The organism is Paenibacillus ihuae (assembly GCF_001368795.1).
Classification (GTDB): Bacteria; Bacillota; Bacilli; order Paenibacillales; family Paenibacillaceae; genus Paenibacillus_AQ; species Paenibacillus_AQ ihuae.
In genome coordinates this window covers 3,168,385-3,185,647 of record NZ_LN831198.1, presented here as the reverse complement: position 1 = coordinate 3,185,647, position 17,263 = coordinate 3,168,385, and the positions used below count along the sequence as shown (strand labels likewise).

The following is a 17,263-nucleotide window of genomic DNA, read 5'->3' as shown; positions in this document are numbered from 1 at the left end:
GATACTATCGACATGAGTAAGGTATATTTGGCTTCCCGGTACGACAAGGGAGAAGCGGCTTACCTGAACTGCCCGATGACCGAAGAGGAATTTGACCGTTTTTATGATGCGCTGATTTCGGCTGAAACTGCTGCGCTCAAAGATTTTGAGAAAGAGATTTACTTCGAAGGCTGCATGCCGATTGAAATTATGATGAAGCGCGGCAAGCAGACAGCGTTATTCGGGCCAATGAAACCGGTGGGACTTATGAATCCACATACGGGGAAACTGCCTTACGCTGTCGTTCAGCTGCGCCAGGACAATGCTGCTGGTACGCTTTATAACCTGGTTGGCTTTCAGACTCACCTTAAATGGGGTGAACAGAAGCGGGTATTCTCACTGATTCCGGGTCTGGAGAATGCGGAGTACGTCCGTTATGGCGTAATGCACCGTAATACATTTATTAATTCTCCCAAGCTGCTGCACCCTACTTATCAGATGAAGGGCCGGGAAAGATTATTCTTCGCCGGACAGATGACCGGCGTTGAAGGCTATGTGGAGTCTGCGGCATCCGGACTGATTGCGGGAATCAATGCAGCCAGAGCTGCGCTTGGTGAAGAAGGCATCATATTCCCGCAAGATAGTGTACTGGGCAGTATGCCGGCATATATTACTTCCGCCGATCCGGAGCATTTCCAGCCGATGAACGCTAACTTTGGACTGCTTCCGAAGCTTGAGAAGAAGATCCGCAGCAAAAAAGAAAAGAATGAACTGCTCGCCTACCGGGCGCTCGACAGTATCACGGAATTCGCGGCCCGAACAGGGCTTGCTTACAAAGAACCGGAGCCAGCGGAACCCAACCCGTCATAATTTGAAGTTTACACAGCATAAGCTTATGATTTATACAGCATGAATTTAAGGGTGCTGCTTACCACGCCACATTCTTAAAATTCATATTAATAAGAAGTAAGTTTATTCTAGGAGGTTGCTAAATTTATGTTACCCAGCTTTCATGCAACTACAATTTGTGCGGTTAGACATAATGGCCATGCAGCGATAGCGGGCGATGGACAGGTTACTTTTGGCGAGAGCGTTATCATGAAGACCACAGCCAAAAAAGTCCGCCGCCTGTACAGAGGACAAGTAATCGCCGGTTTTGCAGGTTCCGTAGCCGATGCGATTACTTTGTTTGAGAAGTTTGAAGGTAAGCTTGAGGAGCATCACGGCAATCTGCAGCGGGCCGCAGTAGAACTGGCAAAGGACTGGCGCCAGGACCGCATCCTGCGCAAGCTGGAGGCGCTGATGATCGTGATGGACAGGGAAGGTATGCTGCTGATCTCGGGCAACGGCGAAATCATTGAGCCGGATGATGATGTGCTGGCCATCGGCTCCGGAGGCAACTTTGCCCTGGCCTCGGGACGCGCACTCAAGCGCCATGCTCCTGACCTTAGTGCCGCAGAAATTGCCAAAGAAGCGCTGCAGATTGCTTCGGAGATTTGTGTATATACCAATTCCAATATTATTGTTGAACAATTGTAGGCACGGTGCCACAGAAAGAGGGAGGAAGTCGCAATGGTGAATCAATCGCTCACACCCCGTCAAATCGTTGCTGAACTTGATAAATATATCGTAGGCCAGAAGCAGGCCAAAAAATCGGTAGCAGTTGCTCTGCGTAACCGTTACCGGCGCAGTCTGCTCCCGGAGGAGCTGCGTGATGAAGTTGTTCCCAAAAACATTCTGATGATTGGTCCAACCGGTGTAGGAAAGACGGAGATTGCCCGGCGCCTGGCCAAACTGGTTAATGCACCGTTCATCAAAGTTGAGGCTACCAAGTTTACCGAGGTTGGATATGTGGGACGGGACGTGGAGTCCATGGTTCGCGATCTGGTGGAAACTTCAATCCGTATGGTCAAGCTGGAACGGACCGAGAAAGTGAAAGATCGGGCTGAAGAGCTTGCTAATGAACGTATCGTCTCGATTTTGGCCCCGTCGTCTTCGAAGAACAAATCGCAGCGCAATCCTTTTGAGATGATTTTCGGAGGGAACAATGCAAGTTCCGAGGACAGCAAGGATGAAGCAGAAGACGGAAGCTTGAGTGAACGCCGCCGCAATATCAAATTCAAGCTGCTGGCAGGTCAGCTGGAAGAAGACATTATTGAAATCGATGTTGAAGATACGGCTCCAACCATGCTCGATATGTTTGCCGGCCAGGGTAATGATCAGATGGGGATGAACATGCAGGAAATGTTCGGAAATCTGCTGCCTAAGCGCACCAAGAAGCGTAAGCTTCCTATTAAGGAAGCCCGTAAGGTGCTTATTCAGGATGAGGCTGCCAAACTGATTGATATGGATGATGTTATTCAGGAATCAATAACCCGTGCAGAACAGTCCGGTATCATTTTTATTGATGAGATCGATAAAGTAGCCAGTCAAGGTAAAGGTTCCGGACCGGATGTCTCCCGTGAAGGGGTACAGCGTGATATTCTGCCAATCGTAGAAGGTTCTACTGTGATGACCAAATACGGCCCTGTGAAGACCGACTACGTGCTTTTCATGGCAGCCGGAGCTTTCCATATTGCTAAGCCTTCTGACCTTATCCCTGAGCTTCAGGGGCGCTTTCCGATCCGTGTGGAGCTGAGTAGCCTGACACTGGAGGACTTTGTGTCTATTCTGACGGAACCGGAGAATGCGCTGACGAAGCAATATGTCAACTTACTGAAGACAGAGAATATTGAAATTCAATTTCAGAAGGAAGCAATTCAGGAAATTGCCAAAATTGCTGCATCAGTGAATCAGAATATGGAGAACATCGGTGCCCGGCGTCTTCATACCATTCTGGAGAAGCTGTTGGAAGACCTTTCCTTTGAAGCGCCAGAATTGACTCTGGAGACTATGGTGATAACACCCGAATATGTTCGCGAAAAACTGTCAGGAATCGCGCAGGATCGGGATTTAAGTCAATATATTCTGTAAAACGGTGCTCTTCGGAAATTCCATTAAATTTAGGTATTTAGAATTAGTGATGTGCATAAAAATCCCTGAAATAGAATAAATCATGTAATAAATTGTTAAATAAATGCATATTATGGCATCGGAATGTCAAAAAATTGAAAAACCATGCTTTAAGCCCTCTCTTTTCAGAAAAGATAGGGCTTATTTCTTATTGTAATAATATACAAATTCTACGAGAATCAAAGTATATGAGATTGCCAATAGAATCATCCGTCGACACCTTTCGACCCTAGTTTGAAAAAAATAGCAAATAAATTAGCCTTTTTTGTCGAATCAAGCAGGAGTTCGTAAGGAAGTTGTGGAATTCTTTTCATTATGATAGCTTTGGAAGGGGGATTTCCATGGGTTTGCTGAATAGTTTCAGTTTTCAACGATTACAGGGAGGCCTTGATGCCGCCAACAAGCGACAAAGTGTTTTAGCCAATAACGTAGCAAATGCCGACACACCCGGATTTAAACGTTCAGACGTTTCTTTTGAGAGTGTGCTTGCCGCACAGGAAAGTGGACTGAAGCCGACGCTCGGTGCGAAGGTAACGGATTCTCGCCACTTCCAATTCGGTAATGTGTCTGCTGTGCCGTCTGCGGTCGTTAGCACAGATGAAACAACTTCGATGAATAACAACGACAATAATGTGGATATGGACCGGGAGATGGCGCTCAGTGCTGAGAACCAGCTCAGGTATAACTCTTATGTCCAGCAGTTGAACAGTCAAATCACGATGATGCGCACAGTTGTTCAAGGGGGGTAAGCAATAGTGAATTTTGGTAGCAGCTTTGGAATAAGCGCTTCAGCCTTAACTGCCCAGCGGCTCAGAATGGACGTGATTTCCTCTAACATTGCCAACGCTGAGACAACAAGAGCCTCTGTAGTGGATGGTAAGGCCGTTCCGTACCGGCGCAAGCTTGTAGTGCTGGAGACAGAGAAAAATAACAGTTTCTCGAATATTTTGAATTCGAAAATGGGTAGTGAGAACGGTAGTGAAGGCGTTAAAGTGCAGTCAATCATTGAGGATTCTTCACCACTGAAGCCAGTCTACAATCCAAGTCACCCGGATGCGGATGTCAACGGATATGTATATATGCCCAATGTGGATCTGACTAAAGAAATGGTGGATATGCTGTCCGCCTCCCGTTCTTATGAAGCGAATGTTACGATGCTAAACGCATCAAAAGCAATGGTCAGCAAAGCGCTCGAAATCGGACAGTAAGATGAACTGACATTTTAGGAGGGTAATCGTTGATACAAAATTTAACTATCGGGACACAGGCTATCCAACCGCTTGCTATGAAATCTGCAGCCGTCGAGTCTGGGGAAGTAACCGGTTCCAAACAAAGCTTCGGATCTTATCTGGAAGATGCTTTGAACCAGGTGGCTGGGCAGGAACAACAAGCCAAGGATATGAGTAATAAATTTGTATTAGGAGAAGTCAATATCGATGAGGCGATGATTTCTTCGCAACAGGCATTGCTGAGTTTGCAGCTGACTACACAAGTCCGGAACAAAGTGATTGAAGCCTATCAGGAAATTATGAGAACTCAGATCTAAATAATCCTAGCTTAGTTTCGGATGGGGTGACACTGTGAATGAAAGATTTGCCCAGTACAGGGAGAAGTTAACCCAGTATTGGAACAGATTCAGCGGTAAACAGAAAATATTATTTTTCTCTACCCTGTTTATCATCATCATAATAATCGTAGTTTTGACCATGCAGCTTTCGAAGACGGAATACGAGGTAGCCTTTCAAGATCTGGATAGTACAGATTCAGCAGGTGTCATGACTTACCTGGATTCCGCCGGGATTTCTTATCGATTGAGCCCGGATGGCAAAAGCATCTCAGTACCAAGCACAGAGGCAGCTCGTATTAAGGTAGATATCGGTTCACAGGGGATCGTGCAGGGAGGTTCTATCGGATACAAAATCTTTGATGAATCCTCGTCCATGATCGGTACGACAGATAGTGAGTTCAATGTCAAATATAACAATGCCTTGAATGGTGAAGTAGAACAATTGATGAGACGGATGCAAGGCATCAAGGATGCCAAGGTGCTGATCAATCTTCCAAAAGAGACGGTTTTCGCTTCCCAGGAGGATCAAGAACAGGCTTCCGCTTCCGTGGTGCTTACTTTTAATCCGGGATTTAGACCTTCTCAAGATAATATTGACGGATACTTCAATCTTGTAAAGACCGCTGTGCCGAATTTGCCGATTGATAACATTACGATCGCCAATAACGAGGTCGAATTGATGCCGAGCGCCAGAGGCGGACAAACCGGGGTTTCCAGCCAGGTAGAAGAAAATTTTACTCTTCAGAAAAAATTTGAAGAAGAAGTCAAAAAGGATGTAAAACAATTTCTTAGTACACTCACTGGTCCCGATAAGGTGGATGTTCTGGTCTTCTCTAAGCTGAATTTTGATAAGGAAAATCGGAAGGAAGATCTAGTCACACCGGTGGATACGGAGAATATGAAAGGAATTGAAATTAGTTCACAAATTATCAGCAACACCTATTCGGGTCAGGGAAACACAACCGGGGGAGTTGCGGGTACGGGATCGCAAGATGTTTCGGGTTATCCTTCTGGAACAGATACAGGCACCTCTACTTCTGAGGAATCTTCGGAAACCAGGAACTACGAAGTGAACCGGATCACCAAGGATATTATCGCGAGCCCATATACTGTTAAAGATTTAACCATAAATGTTGCTGTTGAACCACCTACCGGACAAACATCTTTAGATGCTGCAACTTCGGCTGCAATTCAGAACATTCTGGTTAATATCGTACGAGCTTCATTGGCAGATTCAGGAGTCACTTATACAGACGCAGATTTATCCAAAAAAGTTTCGGTATACTCGCAACAATTCGGAAGCAATGAAGCGGCTGCCGGTTCTGGCGGACTTGCGACATGGATGATTTGGGCGATTGCAGCAGGGGCGCTGCTGATCGGTGCGGGTGGCGGATTCGTTATTTACCGGAGCCGCAAGAAGAAGGAAGAAGAAGAAGTGGAAGAAGATATTCCGCTGCAGGTTCCTACCGAGTTCCCATCCATTAACTTGGAGAGCGTAACGAACGAAAGTCAGGTTCGCAAGCAACTGGAAAGTCTGGCGAAGAAGAAACCGGATGAATTCGTAAATCTGCTGCGCACATGGCTTGCAGACGAACAGAGGTGAACTAATGGCAAAAGCTAGCCAGCAGGGTCTCAGCGGCCGCCAAAAGGCGGCGATCCTGCTTATCACACTAGGGCCCGAGGTATCGGCGCAAATATTCAAACATCTAAGAGACGAGGAAATTGAACAGCTCACTCTGGAAATTGCCAATGTCCGCAAGGTGGACAGTGTAGAAAAAGAGTCGATTATGTCCGAATTTCACCAGATATGTCTCGCTCAGGAGTATATCTCCCAAGGCGGTATCAACTACGCCAAGGAGATTCTGGAGAAAGCGCTGGGCTCAGCCAAGGCGCTTGAAGTTATCAACCGGCTGACGGCAACGCTGCAGGTTAGACCCTTTGACTTTGCCCGTAAGGCTGATCCTAATCAGATCTTAAACTTCATTCAAAATGAAAATGTACAGACAATCGCACTTGTTTTATCTTATTTGCAATTTGAACAAGCGGCCACGATCCTGTCTTCTTTGCCACAGGAAAAGCAGGCTGAGGTTGCCAGAAGAATCGCGATTATGGATAGCACCTCACCAGAGGTTGTTACGCAAATTGAGCGTGTACTGGAGCAAAAGCTTTCCGCAACGGTTACGCAGGATTACACCAATGCCGGCGGTATCGAGTCTATTGTTCAGATCTTGAACGGGGTAGACCGCGGAACAGAACGTACGATTTTGGATTCCCTGGAAATTCAGGATCCGGAACTGGCCGAAGAAATCAAAAAACGGATGTTCGTGTTCGAGGATATTGTCAATGTGGACAACCGTTCGATTCAGCGCATTATCAAGGATATCGAAAATGCGGATCTGCAGCTGGCACTCAAGGTTGCAAGCGAGGAAGTGCGGGATGTTATTTTCCGCAACATGTCCAAACGGATGGCCGAAACCTTCCGCGAAGAAATGGAATATATGGGTCCTGTCCGGCTGCGTGATGTTGAAGAGGCTCAGACACGCATTGTAGGCACGATCCGCAGACTTGAAGGATCAGGTGAAATTATCATCGCCCGTGGTGGAGGAGATGACATAATTGTCTAGGCTGATTAAACACTCCCAATATGTTCCGGTAGATGTGCTTAAACGGTTGGAGCAGGCCAGGCAGCATGCCGGCCTTGCTGAAGAGCCTGCTGCAGAAGATGCGGCAGGTGAGGTTCATTATCATGATCCCGCCCGTGAAGAGGCAGAGCAAACCCGCAGGCAAATGCTGAAGGATGCCCAGGAATTCGCTGAAGGTCAGGTCCGGAACGCATCGCAGGAAGCTGAGAATATTGTGGAATCGGCACGGACGGAAGCAGAGGAATGGTGGCGGCAGCGCAGAGAGCAGGATGAACATCTGGTCGAGGCCGTCAAATCCGAGGCGTTCCAGCAAGGATACCAGGAAGGCCTGACACAGGCAGAACATGATATGGCTCAAAAAATGGCCGAGATGATGGAAGAGGCACGGAATGTGCTTCAGGAAGCGTACCGGGCAAGAGATGTAATAATTCAGGAAGCTGAACCTTTTCTGGTGGAGTTAAGCTGTGGAATCGCAGAGAAAATTGTGGACAAGCAGCTGACTGTAGAACCGCAGTTTGCTATGGATCTGATTCGTAAGAATCTGGCACGTAAAAGGGAGCAGGGATTAATCTCCTTGTGCGTTTCACCAGCTCAGTTCGCCTTTGTTAACTCGGCGAGAGAGGAACTGTCACTGGCGGTGGACTCCCAGGCAGAGCTGCAAATCCTGCCCGATTCGACAGTCAAAGATCTGGGTTGCGTGATCCGTTCTTCCTTTGGCAGCATTGATGCCCGGATCGATACCCAGCTTGCTGAAATCAAAAAAGAGTTGGTAAGAATCGCATTGGACACCGAGGAGCACAGAAATGGGGAAGGCGATGCTTGACAGTAGACGATATAAAGAACAACTGCGTAATTTCGACCCGGTTAGAATCAACGGGAAGGTTACTCAGGTTATCGGACTGATGGTCGAGTCAGAAGGGCCAGATGCCAGCATTGGAGATGTGTGTTATATCTATCCGGCAAAAGGCAATAAGCCGCTCCAGGCTGAAGTAGTAGGATTTCGGGACAATAAGGTACTGCTGATGCCGCTGGGTGAACTGCAGGCGATAGGGCCGGGCTGCGATGTGGTTGGCACGGGTAAACCGTTGAGTGTTCAGGTGGGTTCGGAATTGCTGGGCAAAGTGCTGGACGGATTGGGCCAGCCGCTGGACGGATCACTTATTCCGGCGCGAATGCCGCACAGTTCAACCTTTAATATCCCTTCTAATCCTTTAAACCGCCCTCGTGTACACGAGCCTATCAGTATTGGAGTCAGAGCTATAGACGGACTCCTGACAATCGGCAAGGGGCAACGGGTTGGGATCTTTGCCGGATCCGGGGTCGGCAAAAGTACCCTGATGGGAATGATTGCCCGAAATACTTCGGCAGATGTCAATGTCATTGCGCTGATTGGTGAACGTGGCAGAGAGGTTTTGGATTTTATCGAACGTGATTTAGGGCCAGAAGGCCTGCAGCGTTCCGTAGTCGTTGTCGCAACGTCAGACCAGCCGGCATTAATCCGGATCAAGGGTGCGCTGATAGCTACAACGATAGCAGAGTATTTCCGTGACCGGGGCCTGAACGTCATGCTGATGATGGATTCTGTCACACGTTATGCAATGGCGCAGCGTGAGGTTGGACTTGCGGTTGGAGAACCGCCAGCCATGAGAGGCTACACACCATCCGTGTTTGCTAGTTTGCCTAAGCTGCTTGAAAGGGCAGGAACCGGACCAACGGGTTCCATTACCGCATTTTATACAGTACTGGTTGACGGTGATGATATGAATGAGCCGATTGCCGATGCTGTGCGGGGAATTTTGGACGGGCATATTGTGCTAAACCGTAATATTGCCAATAAAGGCCATTTCCCGGCGATTGATGTGCTTGCCAGCATCAGCCGTGTAATGAAGGATATTGCTCCCGAGGAGCAGATTGCGGCTGCTGAGAATGTAAAGAGGCTTATGGCGGTATACAAGGATTCGGAAGACTTGATAAATATCGGAGCCTATCAGCGCGGTTCCAATGCCCAGATCGATGAGTCCATGCACTACATTGACAGCATATGGGATTTCACGAAGCAAAAAGTAAACGAGAAAGTAACCCTGGCAGAAGTTCAGCAAGCTTTAATTTCACAGTTCTCGAGGAGTTGATTGGCAATGAGGTTCCATTATACTTTTCAAAAAGTTGTGGACTTGAAAGGCAACGAGAAAACACAGGCAGAGTGGATGCTCTCAAGCGCGCTCGGAGAACTGCAAGCCCAGGAGAAAAGCCTTGATGAATTGCTGGATCAGCGGAATTCGCTGATGCTGTCGCTGCAAAGTGCGGCGGAGCAGAAAACGCCAATGGCTAAAATCATTGAGATGCAGAATTATTTGGAGCATTTGGACCACTGTATCGCCCGCAAACACTCGGACATCAAACGCGCGCATCAGGAAGTCCAGCATAAGCAGGACCATCTCAGCACCAAAGTATTGGATGAGAAGGTTTGGCTGAAGGCCAAAGACAAAGCACAGACGATCTTTCAGCAGAATATGATTTTACGGGAACAAAACGAACTGGATGAGATGGCTACCGTCCGCTTCGCGATGAAATCCCTCTAACCCGGGAGGTTTCCGCTAGTGGCTAAAAATGATATGGAACTTGAAAATGAAGAGTCAGCAGGCAAATTCGAGCGTTTTTTATTTCTGATGATACCTATCATATTTACACTCGTACTGCTTGGTGTATTACTGACTCTTTTTAATATGGACATCCGTAACAACGTCCTGGAAATCGCAAATAAGATCCCAGTCGTGGATAAGTGGGTTCCTGATCCGGTTGCTGATCCGGCCAGTGAATCCTCAGATAATGAAGCCGCGCAGAGCGAAGAACAGGCTGCAAGCTCAGAATCAACGATTAAAGAGCTAAAGTCCCAGCTTGCTGCACAGGAAGCCCAGCTGAAGCAGGCTAATGAAGACAAAACCGCACAGAAAACACAGCTAGAAGCGCTACAGAAGCAGATTGACACCATGACAACAGAGGCAGCGGCAGCGGCTGCGAGCACTGAGGAAACAGTGGATCCTTATCAGGAGAAAGTGACCGAGTTAGCCAAGCTTTATGCGGGAATGAAGGCTTCCAAAGCGGCACCGATTATGGAAAATTTAACTGCCGATGAAATGGTGCAGATTTTTAGTGCAATGAATAACACCAGCAAAACGGCAATCCTCGAAAAAATGGATCCTAAGAAGGCTGCTGAAGTGTCGGTAAAGCTAAAAGAAACGACGAATTCTACCGATATGGCTATTGCAGCCCTTCAATCGAGACTCAAGCAGACGCAGTCAGATACACCTGCAACATCAACTGCCGGCAACCTAAATCAAGATGAACTCAGCCAGACCTTTACCACGATGCCTGCTGCCGATGCTGCTACTTTGTTAGGTTCGATGTACACGATCAGCCCGGATAAGGTAATCACGATCCTGAATACGGTTAGTGATAGTGTGAGATCTTCGATATTGGGTGAAATCACCAAAAACGATAGTACGCTGAGTGCCAAAATTGTAAATCGTCTAATGGGCGGTAAATAAGACTTGAGAGGAGGTGAAAATAGATGAGTTTAGTTTTATCATCATTATCCGGCGGAAATATGGTACCGACAAATGGCGTATCTGGAACGGCTGGCGGAACAACAGCTGCGGCTGGAACTGCGGCGGCTGCAGGTGGAGGGGCAACAGCAATGCCTTTTGCCCAGACGCTTGTTCAAACCATGGGAGCAAGCATACCAAAGGGTACTGAGACACCACTGTTTGGCAATCTGGCTTCGCTGCTTCAGGGGTTGATGAACACTGTGCAGACTACAGGTGAAGAAACAGGCAAGGCTGCAAACGTCCAAAGTGCAGATCTATTAAAAGGTCTTACAGAAGATGTTGAAAAGCTGGATGAAAACATTAGTGCTGATCCTGCTTTGCTGGCAGCTTTACAAGGATGGCTGCTTCAAGTTTCAGCTCTGTTGTCTGGCAGTAATGCCGCAGCAGAATCCGGTGTGAGTGAAGGCAATACGGATGCAGGTGTAGTGTTGTCGCCGCTTGCCCAGAACCCTGAGACGATACGTTTTGCCGTTCAGGATGAGCTTAACAGTCTCGTCAGCCTGATTAAGGATGCGGCAGCAAAGGGAAATGAAGCCTCAGCCGTTAAAGGGGCTGAACTTCTCAACCAGTTCTCGGCCATAATGGCTGAGGTAGTAACTCCTGAGAACAACAAAGTGAAGGCAAAAGGAACAAACACTACGGATATACCAGCAGCTTCAGCTAAACAGGCCGGAACAGAAGGCAGTATTAAGCAGAAAGCCACTGATACCACAGTCCCGGTGCTTGTTAAACCCTCAACTGTAACTACAAAAAACCAAGCAGAAGCAGCTTCTACTGTTGCATCTGCAGTTGAAGAGGTGAGTACAGTTGTAATCGGCACACAGGTGACCAAAACAGCAGGCGCTGCAGAAGCACTGAAATCTGCTTCCACAGAAGAGCCGCTTCCCGAAGTGAAAGCAGCTGAAGAAAGTCATGATATTGTGACAGCCGGTCAATTGTCGATTAGAGACGGTCTTACAGCACCATTGAAGGCAGAATCAGCTCCGGTACCGGTTAGCCAATTTGCACAGCAGATGGATACTTTTATTACCGGTAAGCTGGAAATCGTCAAAAAAGGCGGAGTAGCAGAAGCAACCATTACTTTGTTTCCGGAAAATCTGGGACAAGTCGATGTTAAAATTACGATGCAAAACGGTAATCTGATTGCTCAATTCAATACTGCACATTCCGGCGCCAAGGATATGCTGGAGCAGCAGATGAGCCAATTGCGGGCAGCGCTTCAGTCCCAGGGAATCCAAGTAGAGAAGCTGGAGGTTACACAGAATAATACACCGCTTTTCTCACAGTTTAATGGAGAGCAAGGAAGGCAGCCGGGTTCGAGCGGCCAGCAGGGCGGTCGTTCCAAAGAACGCCGTGAAGAAATTGCAGATGCTGTAATTGCCGCAGAACTGAATGGTGAATGGAAGGACTGGGTTGCAGCGACGAACGAAGAAAGCCCTAATCAAGGCGGAAGTTTCTCGGCTAAGGCTTAGCTTTATGAAAAGTGAGGTGAAATGTAATGGCAACGACAAATCCAGTATCAAACAGTGAACAATGGAATTACGTGTCTAATAGTTCGGCGACATCCAAAACAACCGGCAACTCCACGTTAGGCAAAGACCAGTTTCTGAAAATTCTGATCACCCAGCTGCAGAATCAGGATCCCATGCAGCCGATGGAGGATAAGGAATTCATTGCTCAGATGGCTCAATTTTCATCTGTAGAACAGCTTATGAATATTTCGACCCAAATGACAGCATTGAATCAGTCCCTTGGTTCTGTATCAGGTTTGATCGGTAAGGATATCACTTGGACAGATGCATCAACAGAGCAGCCGAAGACTGGCAATGTCGAGTCAATCGTGGTTAGTAGTGGTGTGCAATATGCTGTAGTAGGCAGTGAACGTATAGCATTGACTGATATTACACAGATTCAAAATGCTGCTCCTAAAGCTGATACCGTCAGTGACAGTAAGACTTCTTCAGATGGTGGGGAGAGCGGGGTGACGACATGAGCGACCGGCTGACTATAGGCCAGTTATATCCCGCAAGTGTTCACCCACAAGTGCTGCAGAGAACACAGGCAGTTAAAAATTCTGCTGCTGCAGAAGCGTCATTCGAGAGCGTGCTGCAAAAGAATATGCTTAAGTTCAGCAATCACGCAGCTAAACGCCTGGAGCAACGGGGAATAGAACTTGGAAGCAGCCAGTTGGATCAGATTTCTTCCGCAGTGGACAAGGCAGCCGCCAAAGGCAGTAAGGAATCTTTGATTTTATTGAAGGACATGGCCCTTATTGTAAGTGTGCCCAACCGCACTGTAGTGACAGCAATGGATGGAAGTTCGATGAAGGACAATGTATTTACGCAAATTGATAGTGCAGTTATTATTTCTTGACCGGCCGGTCCTAACCGGAGAGCCGGAATGACCGCCGACCGACTGACGCGGCCATAGCTCAATGAACAATTCTTAATACTAAATGAAGAGTCTTGGACTCTACAATCTGGGAGGGCTTTTAACAATGTTAAGATCAATGTATTCAGGAGTTTCAGGTATGCGCGGTTTCCAAACGAAGCTGGATGTTATCGGTAACAACATTGCTAACGTGAATACCATTGGCTTCAAATCAAGCCGTGTAATGTTCAAAGACATAATGAGCCAGACGGTATCCGGTGTTTCTGCACCGGTGGATGGCGGACAAGGCGGGGTGAATGCTAAACAAATCGGCCTTGGTGTAAGTATCGGTTCTGTTGATACTCTGCATATGGCGGGAAGTGCCATGACCACTAACAATCCAACCGACCTGCGGATTGATGGTGACGGGTTCTTTTTGGTTAAGCTTTCAGATGATCAGGAAACTCCTTTCCTGACCCGTGCCGGGGACTTTCACATGGATGCAAGCCGCAACCTTATCACCTCTGACGGACTGCATGTTCTGAATGCCGATGGTGAATCCATTCAGTTGGGTGAAGATGTAACAGCATTCTCTATTTCCAGCAATGGCACCATTGTACAGACTATGGCAGATGGTACGACTGAGGCAGGAGCACAAATCGCTGTAGCTAAAGTGAGCAACCCGCAGGGCCTTGAGAAAATAGGCGGCAACCTGTTCCGCATGACACTCAATGCCAATGCTGATGGCGAACTTACACCTACAACAGCCAACAATACAGAAGTAGGTACAGGGGCTATTGTGGCAGGCCAGCTGGAAATGTCAAATGTTGATCTGACCGGCGAGTTCACAGAAATGATCGTTTCCCAGCGTGGCTTCCAGGCGAATTCACGGATTATTACAACTTCCGATGAAGTGCTGCAGGAAGTTGTTAATCTGAAGCGTTAATTTTCTGACCATTATTACAAACAAGCTGTTAAAAAATAACGTTTCGCCTTTTGACGGAATCGTTATTGTCAAGTCATGGGGGGGGAACTCCTCCCCCTATTTATTGTAAGGAGGCCTGTTATGATCTCGGTAACAAGATTGAACGGGGCGCCCATGTGGCTTAATGCCCTGCTCGTAGAAATGGTGGAAGAAAGTCCAGATACTTATATAACACTTGTAACAGGCAAAAGATTGATCGTGCTTGAAAAGGCCGATGTGGTAATCAGTAAGATTCGGGATTATAACAGGGACATAGGCACATATGCTGCCACCATTAAAGTCCAATCAATGGAGGAGCTTTCATGAAAAAGATGCTGCCGTGGCTCATTACGATTTTACTGGCGATTACACTTATTGTAGTTGCCGCATTTTTACTAATGGATAAGATTTTTCCTAGCGATACTAATGATGTGAATGCGGCTGTCCAGAATGTGGAAGCCAAGAGTCTTAGCGCTGATGAAATCGTTGAGCTGACGACGGAAATCACCGACATCAAAACTAATCTTGCCGACCCCGATTATATCGTTTTAATAAATTTCGCGTTCCAGCTGGATGCTGTTAAGTCCAAGGAGGAATTCGAAAAGATCAAGGACATCAAGATTAAGCCGCTGATTATTAAGACGCTTGCCGATACCAAGCCAGAGGAACTTAACGGGGCGAACGGCAAGGATCAGCTGAGCAGCAAACTGGTAAATCTGATTAACAAGACCTTGACTGAAGGCAAGCTGACCCAGATTGAAGTAACTAACTTCATCATGACTTCTATTTAGCTGCTGTAAGGATAATTCCTTGTTGGGGGGGTGATAAAATTGGTTGATGTACTATCACAAAACGAAATTGATGCTCTGCTTGCTGCACTTTCTTCCGGTGAAATGGATGCCGACGATCTTAAAAAAGAAGAAACCCAAGAAAAAAATCCGCTCTTATGATTTCAAACGGGCTGTACGTTTCTCCAAGGATCATATCCGCAGCCTTACGCGGATTCATGATAACTTTGCCCGCTATCTTACGACGTACTTTTCGGCCCAATTGCGCACCTTCGTGCAGATAAATGTCGTTCAAGTAGAGCAGCTCCCTTACGATGAGTTTATCCGCTCCATTCCGAAGATGACGATATTGAATATTTTTGAAGCCGAACCGCTTGAAGGCCGGATGGTTATGGAAGTGCATCCGAACATTGCCTTTGCAATGCTGGACAGAATGCTTGGCGGGTTTGGAACTGCCCCAAGCAAAATCAGTGCACTGACCGAAATTGAAACAACCATTATGGAAAGGATCTTCAGCAGATGTTTTGAAAGTCTGCAGGAAGCCTGGAAGACCGTGCTGGACATTAATCCCCGGATGGAAGCCTTGGAGACGAATCCGCAGTTTATGCAGATTGTGTCACCAAATGAGACTATTGCCTTGATTTCATTAAGCACCAAAATTGGTGATACCACCGGGATGATCAATCTTTGTATACCTCACGTTGTTCTGGAGCCGATCATGACAAGGCTATCCGTTCATCAATGGTTTGTTTCTGAGAAAAAGGTCCGCGATGAGGTTGAGTTAGAAGCTATTAGATCTAGAGTTAATAGGGCACAGTTGCCAATTGTGGCGGAACTAGGCGAATCGAGGTTATCCATTGCTGAATTTCTCGGGCTTAGTGTCGGCGACGTAATATCTCTCAACAAGACTGTCGATACAGGATTGTCAATCAAAGTAGGGGACAAGCTGAAATTTGTCGGAAGTCCAGGGATGATAAAAGATCGTGTGGCTGTGCAAATAGACGAGATTGTCAGTGAAGGAGTTGAAGAGTTTGACGAGTAAAGATTATTTATCCCAGGAAGAAATCGATGCTCTTCTCAGACAATCTGCGGAAGGATCCTTGGCCCCACAGGAGAAGACGGTAGAGGACTTCTTAACCCCGTTTGAGCAGGATGCCTTAGGAGAAATCGGTAATATTACATTTGGCAGTGCAGCAACTGCACTTTCCACGTTGCTTGGCAAGAAGGTAGATATAACTACCCCTAAGGTGTCGATTATTACCCGCAGCGAATTTGAGGAAGCTTTTCCTAAACCGCACGTGGCAGTACATGTACAGTACGTAGACGGTTTTCAGGGGATTAATTCCCTCGTGATCAAGATCAGGGATGCACAGGTAATCGCCGATTTAATGCTGGGCGGTGAAGGTGATCCTAAGGATGAAGAGCTGAATGAAATTCATATCAGCGCCGTGCAGGAAGCGATGAATCAAATGATGGGCTCATCCGCTACCTCCATGTCTACGATCTTTAACCGGTTTGTCAACATCTCGCCCCCTGGTATCGATATTCTAAATATGTCCAGTGGTGAAGGTGTAGGCAGCCTTCCGAATGATGAAACCCTGATACAAATCTCATTCCGCCTGAAAATTGGAGAGCTGATAGATTCTACGATCATGCAGCTCTTGCCAGTCCAGTTCGCCAAAGATATGGTTGCAATGCTCATCGGAGATGTCAGCCAGGCAGACACGGAGACGGCTGCTACGCAGACTGAAGCGCCTGCAGCAGCACCCTCTGCTCCAGAGACAGCCCCTACAGCTCCTCCTGCACAGCAGACACCGCCTCAGCCCGGCGGTTATCCGCCGCAATATCCGCCGCAGGGAATGCCCCCTTACCCGGGGATGGAAGGAGGCTATTATTATCCTCCAGCAGGCATGCCTGCCTATGGAATGCCGGGAATGCCGCCTTATGGAATGCCGCCGCAAGGTATGCCGTATGCGCAGACTCCGCCGCAGACTCCGCCTCCAAATCGCAATGTGAATGTACAGCCTGTACAGTTTGCTAACCTGAGCGCTGGAGCTTTTGGCAACATTGATGAAAACAATTTAAATTTATTGATGGACATACCACTGAGAGTAACCGTAGAATTAGGAAGGACCCAGAAGCAGATAAAAGATATTTTAGAGATGTCACAAGGTTCGATTATCGAACTGGACAAGCTGGCAGGTGAGCCAGTTGACATTCTGGTTAACAACAAGCTGATCGCCAAAGGGGAAGTCGTGGTTATCGACGAAAACTTCGGAGTTCGCGTTACGGATATCGTCAGCCAGTGGGACCGAATTCAAAAATTACAATAAGCA

At 47.3% G+C, this 17,263-nt stretch carries 19 protein-coding genes and 1 pseudogene; all 20 read left to right on the top strand.

What is annotated here, in order from left to right; all coding sequences use genetic code 11:
• Positions 1 to 849: FADH(2)-oxidizing methylenetetrahydrofolate--tRNA-(uracil(54)-C(5))-methyltransferase TrmFO (trmFO, locus tag AQR02_RS34290; protein WP_245237454.1), on the top strand; the 849-nt coding region annotated here is incomplete at its 5' end.
• Positions 850 to 975: 126 nt separating this feature from the next.
• Complete coding sequence (gene hslV, locus AQR02_RS14500) at positions 976 to 1,518, top strand: ATP-dependent protease subunit HslV (RefSeq protein WP_054941088.1); 543 nt, start codon at positions 976 to 978, stop codon at positions 1,516 to 1,518.
• Positions 1,519 to 1,551: 33 nt separating this feature from the next.
• Positions 1,552 to 2,952 carry an ATP-dependent protease ATPase subunit HslU gene (hslU, locus tag AQR02_RS14495; protein ID WP_054941087.1) on the top strand — a complete coding sequence of 467 codons (1,401 nt, stop codon included), beginning with the start codon at positions 1,552 to 1,554 and terminating at the stop codon, positions 2,950 to 2,952.
• Between the two features lie 380 nt (positions 2,953 to 3,332).
• Positions 3,333 to 3,740, top strand: coding sequence for a flagellar basal body rod protein FlgB (flgB, locus tag AQR02_RS14490; protein WP_054941086.1), 408 nt, complete (start codon positions 3,333 to 3,335; stop codon positions 3,738 to 3,740).
• Between the two features lie 6 nt (positions 3,741 to 3,746).
• Complete coding sequence (gene flgC, locus AQR02_RS14485) at positions 3,747 to 4,199, top strand: flagellar basal body rod protein FlgC (RefSeq protein ID WP_054941085.1); 453 nt, start codon at positions 3,747 to 3,749, stop codon at positions 4,197 to 4,199.
• Positions 4,200 to 4,228: 29 nt separating this feature from the next.
• Complete coding sequence (fliE, locus tag AQR02_RS14480; RefSeq protein WP_054941084.1) at positions 4,229 to 4,537, top strand: flagellar hook-basal body complex protein FliE; 309 nt, start codon at positions 4,229 to 4,231, stop codon at positions 4,535 to 4,537.
• A 34-nt stretch (positions 4,538 to 4,571) separates the two neighbouring features.
• Positions 4,572 to 6,161 (top strand): flagellar basal-body MS-ring/collar protein FliF, encoded by a 1,590-nt coding sequence (gene fliF / locus AQR02_RS14475; protein WP_054941083.1) that lies wholly within the window; start codon positions 4,572 to 4,574, stop codon positions 6,159 to 6,161.
• 4 nt (positions 6,162 to 6,165) lie between these two features.
• Positions 6,166 to 7,182 (top strand): flagellar motor switch protein FliG, encoded by a 1,017-nt coding sequence (gene fliG, locus AQR02_RS14470; protein WP_054941082.1) that lies wholly within the window; start codon positions 6,166 to 6,168, stop codon positions 7,180 to 7,182.
• Positions 7,175 to 8,023, top strand: a complete 849-nt coding sequence (locus AQR02_RS14465; protein WP_054941081.1) for a FliH/SctL family protein — start codon at positions 7,175 to 7,177, stop codon at positions 8,021 to 8,023. Before fliG ends, AQR02_RS14465 begins: the two co-directional genes overlap by 8 nt.
• Positions 8,016 to 9,329 (top strand): flagellar protein export ATPase FliI, encoded by a 1,314-nt coding sequence (gene fliI, locus AQR02_RS14460; protein WP_054942108.1) that lies wholly within the window; start codon positions 8,016 to 8,018, stop codon positions 9,327 to 9,329. The genes AQR02_RS14465 and fliI overlap by 8 nt, the downstream gene beginning before the upstream one ends.
• Before the next feature lie 6 nt (positions 9,330 to 9,335).
• Positions 9,336 to 9,779 (top strand): flagellar export protein FliJ, encoded by a 444-nt coding sequence (fliJ, locus tag AQR02_RS14455; RefSeq protein WP_054941080.1) that lies wholly within the window; start codon positions 9,336 to 9,338, stop codon positions 9,777 to 9,779.
• Positions 9,780 to 9,797: 18 nt separating this feature from the next.
• Positions 9,798 to 10,745 (top strand): MotE family protein, encoded by a 948-nt coding sequence (locus tag AQR02_RS14450; RefSeq protein ID WP_054941079.1) that lies wholly within the window; start codon positions 9,798 to 9,800, stop codon positions 10,743 to 10,745.
• Positions 10,746 to 10,768: 23 nt separating this feature from the next.
• Positions 10,769 to 12,277 (top strand): flagellar hook-length control protein FliK, encoded by a 1,509-nt coding sequence (locus AQR02_RS14445; RefSeq protein ID WP_054941078.1) that lies wholly within the window; start codon positions 10,769 to 10,771, stop codon positions 12,275 to 12,277.
• Between the two features lie 26 nt (positions 12,278 to 12,303).
• A complete protein-coding gene (gene flgD / locus AQR02_RS14440; protein ID WP_054941077.1) occupies positions 12,304 to 12,798 on the top strand; it encodes a flagellar hook assembly protein FlgD in 495 nt (164 codons plus the stop codon).
• A complete protein-coding gene (locus AQR02_RS14435; protein ID WP_054941076.1) occupies positions 12,795 to 13,178 on the top strand; it encodes a TIGR02530 family flagellar biosynthesis protein in 384 nt (127 codons plus the stop codon). The genes flgD and AQR02_RS14435 overlap by 4 nt, the downstream gene beginning before the upstream one ends.
• Positions 13,179 to 13,302: 124 nt before the next feature.
• Positions 13,303 to 14,121 carry a flagellar basal body rod protein FlgG gene (gene flgG / locus AQR02_RS14430; RefSeq protein WP_054941075.1) on the top strand — a complete coding sequence of 273 codons (819 nt, stop codon included), beginning with the start codon at positions 13,303 to 13,305 and terminating at the stop codon, positions 14,119 to 14,121.
• Positions 14,122 to 14,241: 120 nt separating this feature from the next.
• Positions 14,242 to 14,466, top strand: coding sequence for a flagellar FlbD family protein (locus AQR02_RS14425; protein WP_054941074.1), 225 nt, complete (start codon positions 14,242 to 14,244; stop codon positions 14,464 to 14,466).
• Positions 14,463 to 14,930, top strand: a complete 468-nt coding sequence (locus AQR02_RS14420) for a flagellar basal body-associated FliL family protein (protein WP_054941073.1) — start codon at positions 14,463 to 14,465, stop codon at positions 14,928 to 14,930. The genes AQR02_RS14425 and AQR02_RS14420 overlap by 4 nt, the downstream gene beginning before the upstream one ends.
• Positions 14,931 to 14,969: 39 nt before the next feature.
• Positions 14,970 to 15,969: pseudogene (gene fliM, locus AQR02_RS14415) on the top strand (flagellar motor switch protein FliM).
• The gene (gene fliY, locus AQR02_RS14410) at positions 15,959 to 17,260 is read left to right on the top strand and encodes a flagellar motor switch phosphatase FliY (RefSeq protein ID WP_054941072.1); all 1,302 of its coding nucleotides are present in this window, start codon (positions 15,959 to 15,961) and stop codon (positions 17,258 to 17,260) included. Before fliM ends, fliY begins: the two are co-directional and overlap by 11 nt.
• Positions 17,261 to 17,263: the final 3 nt, after the last annotated feature.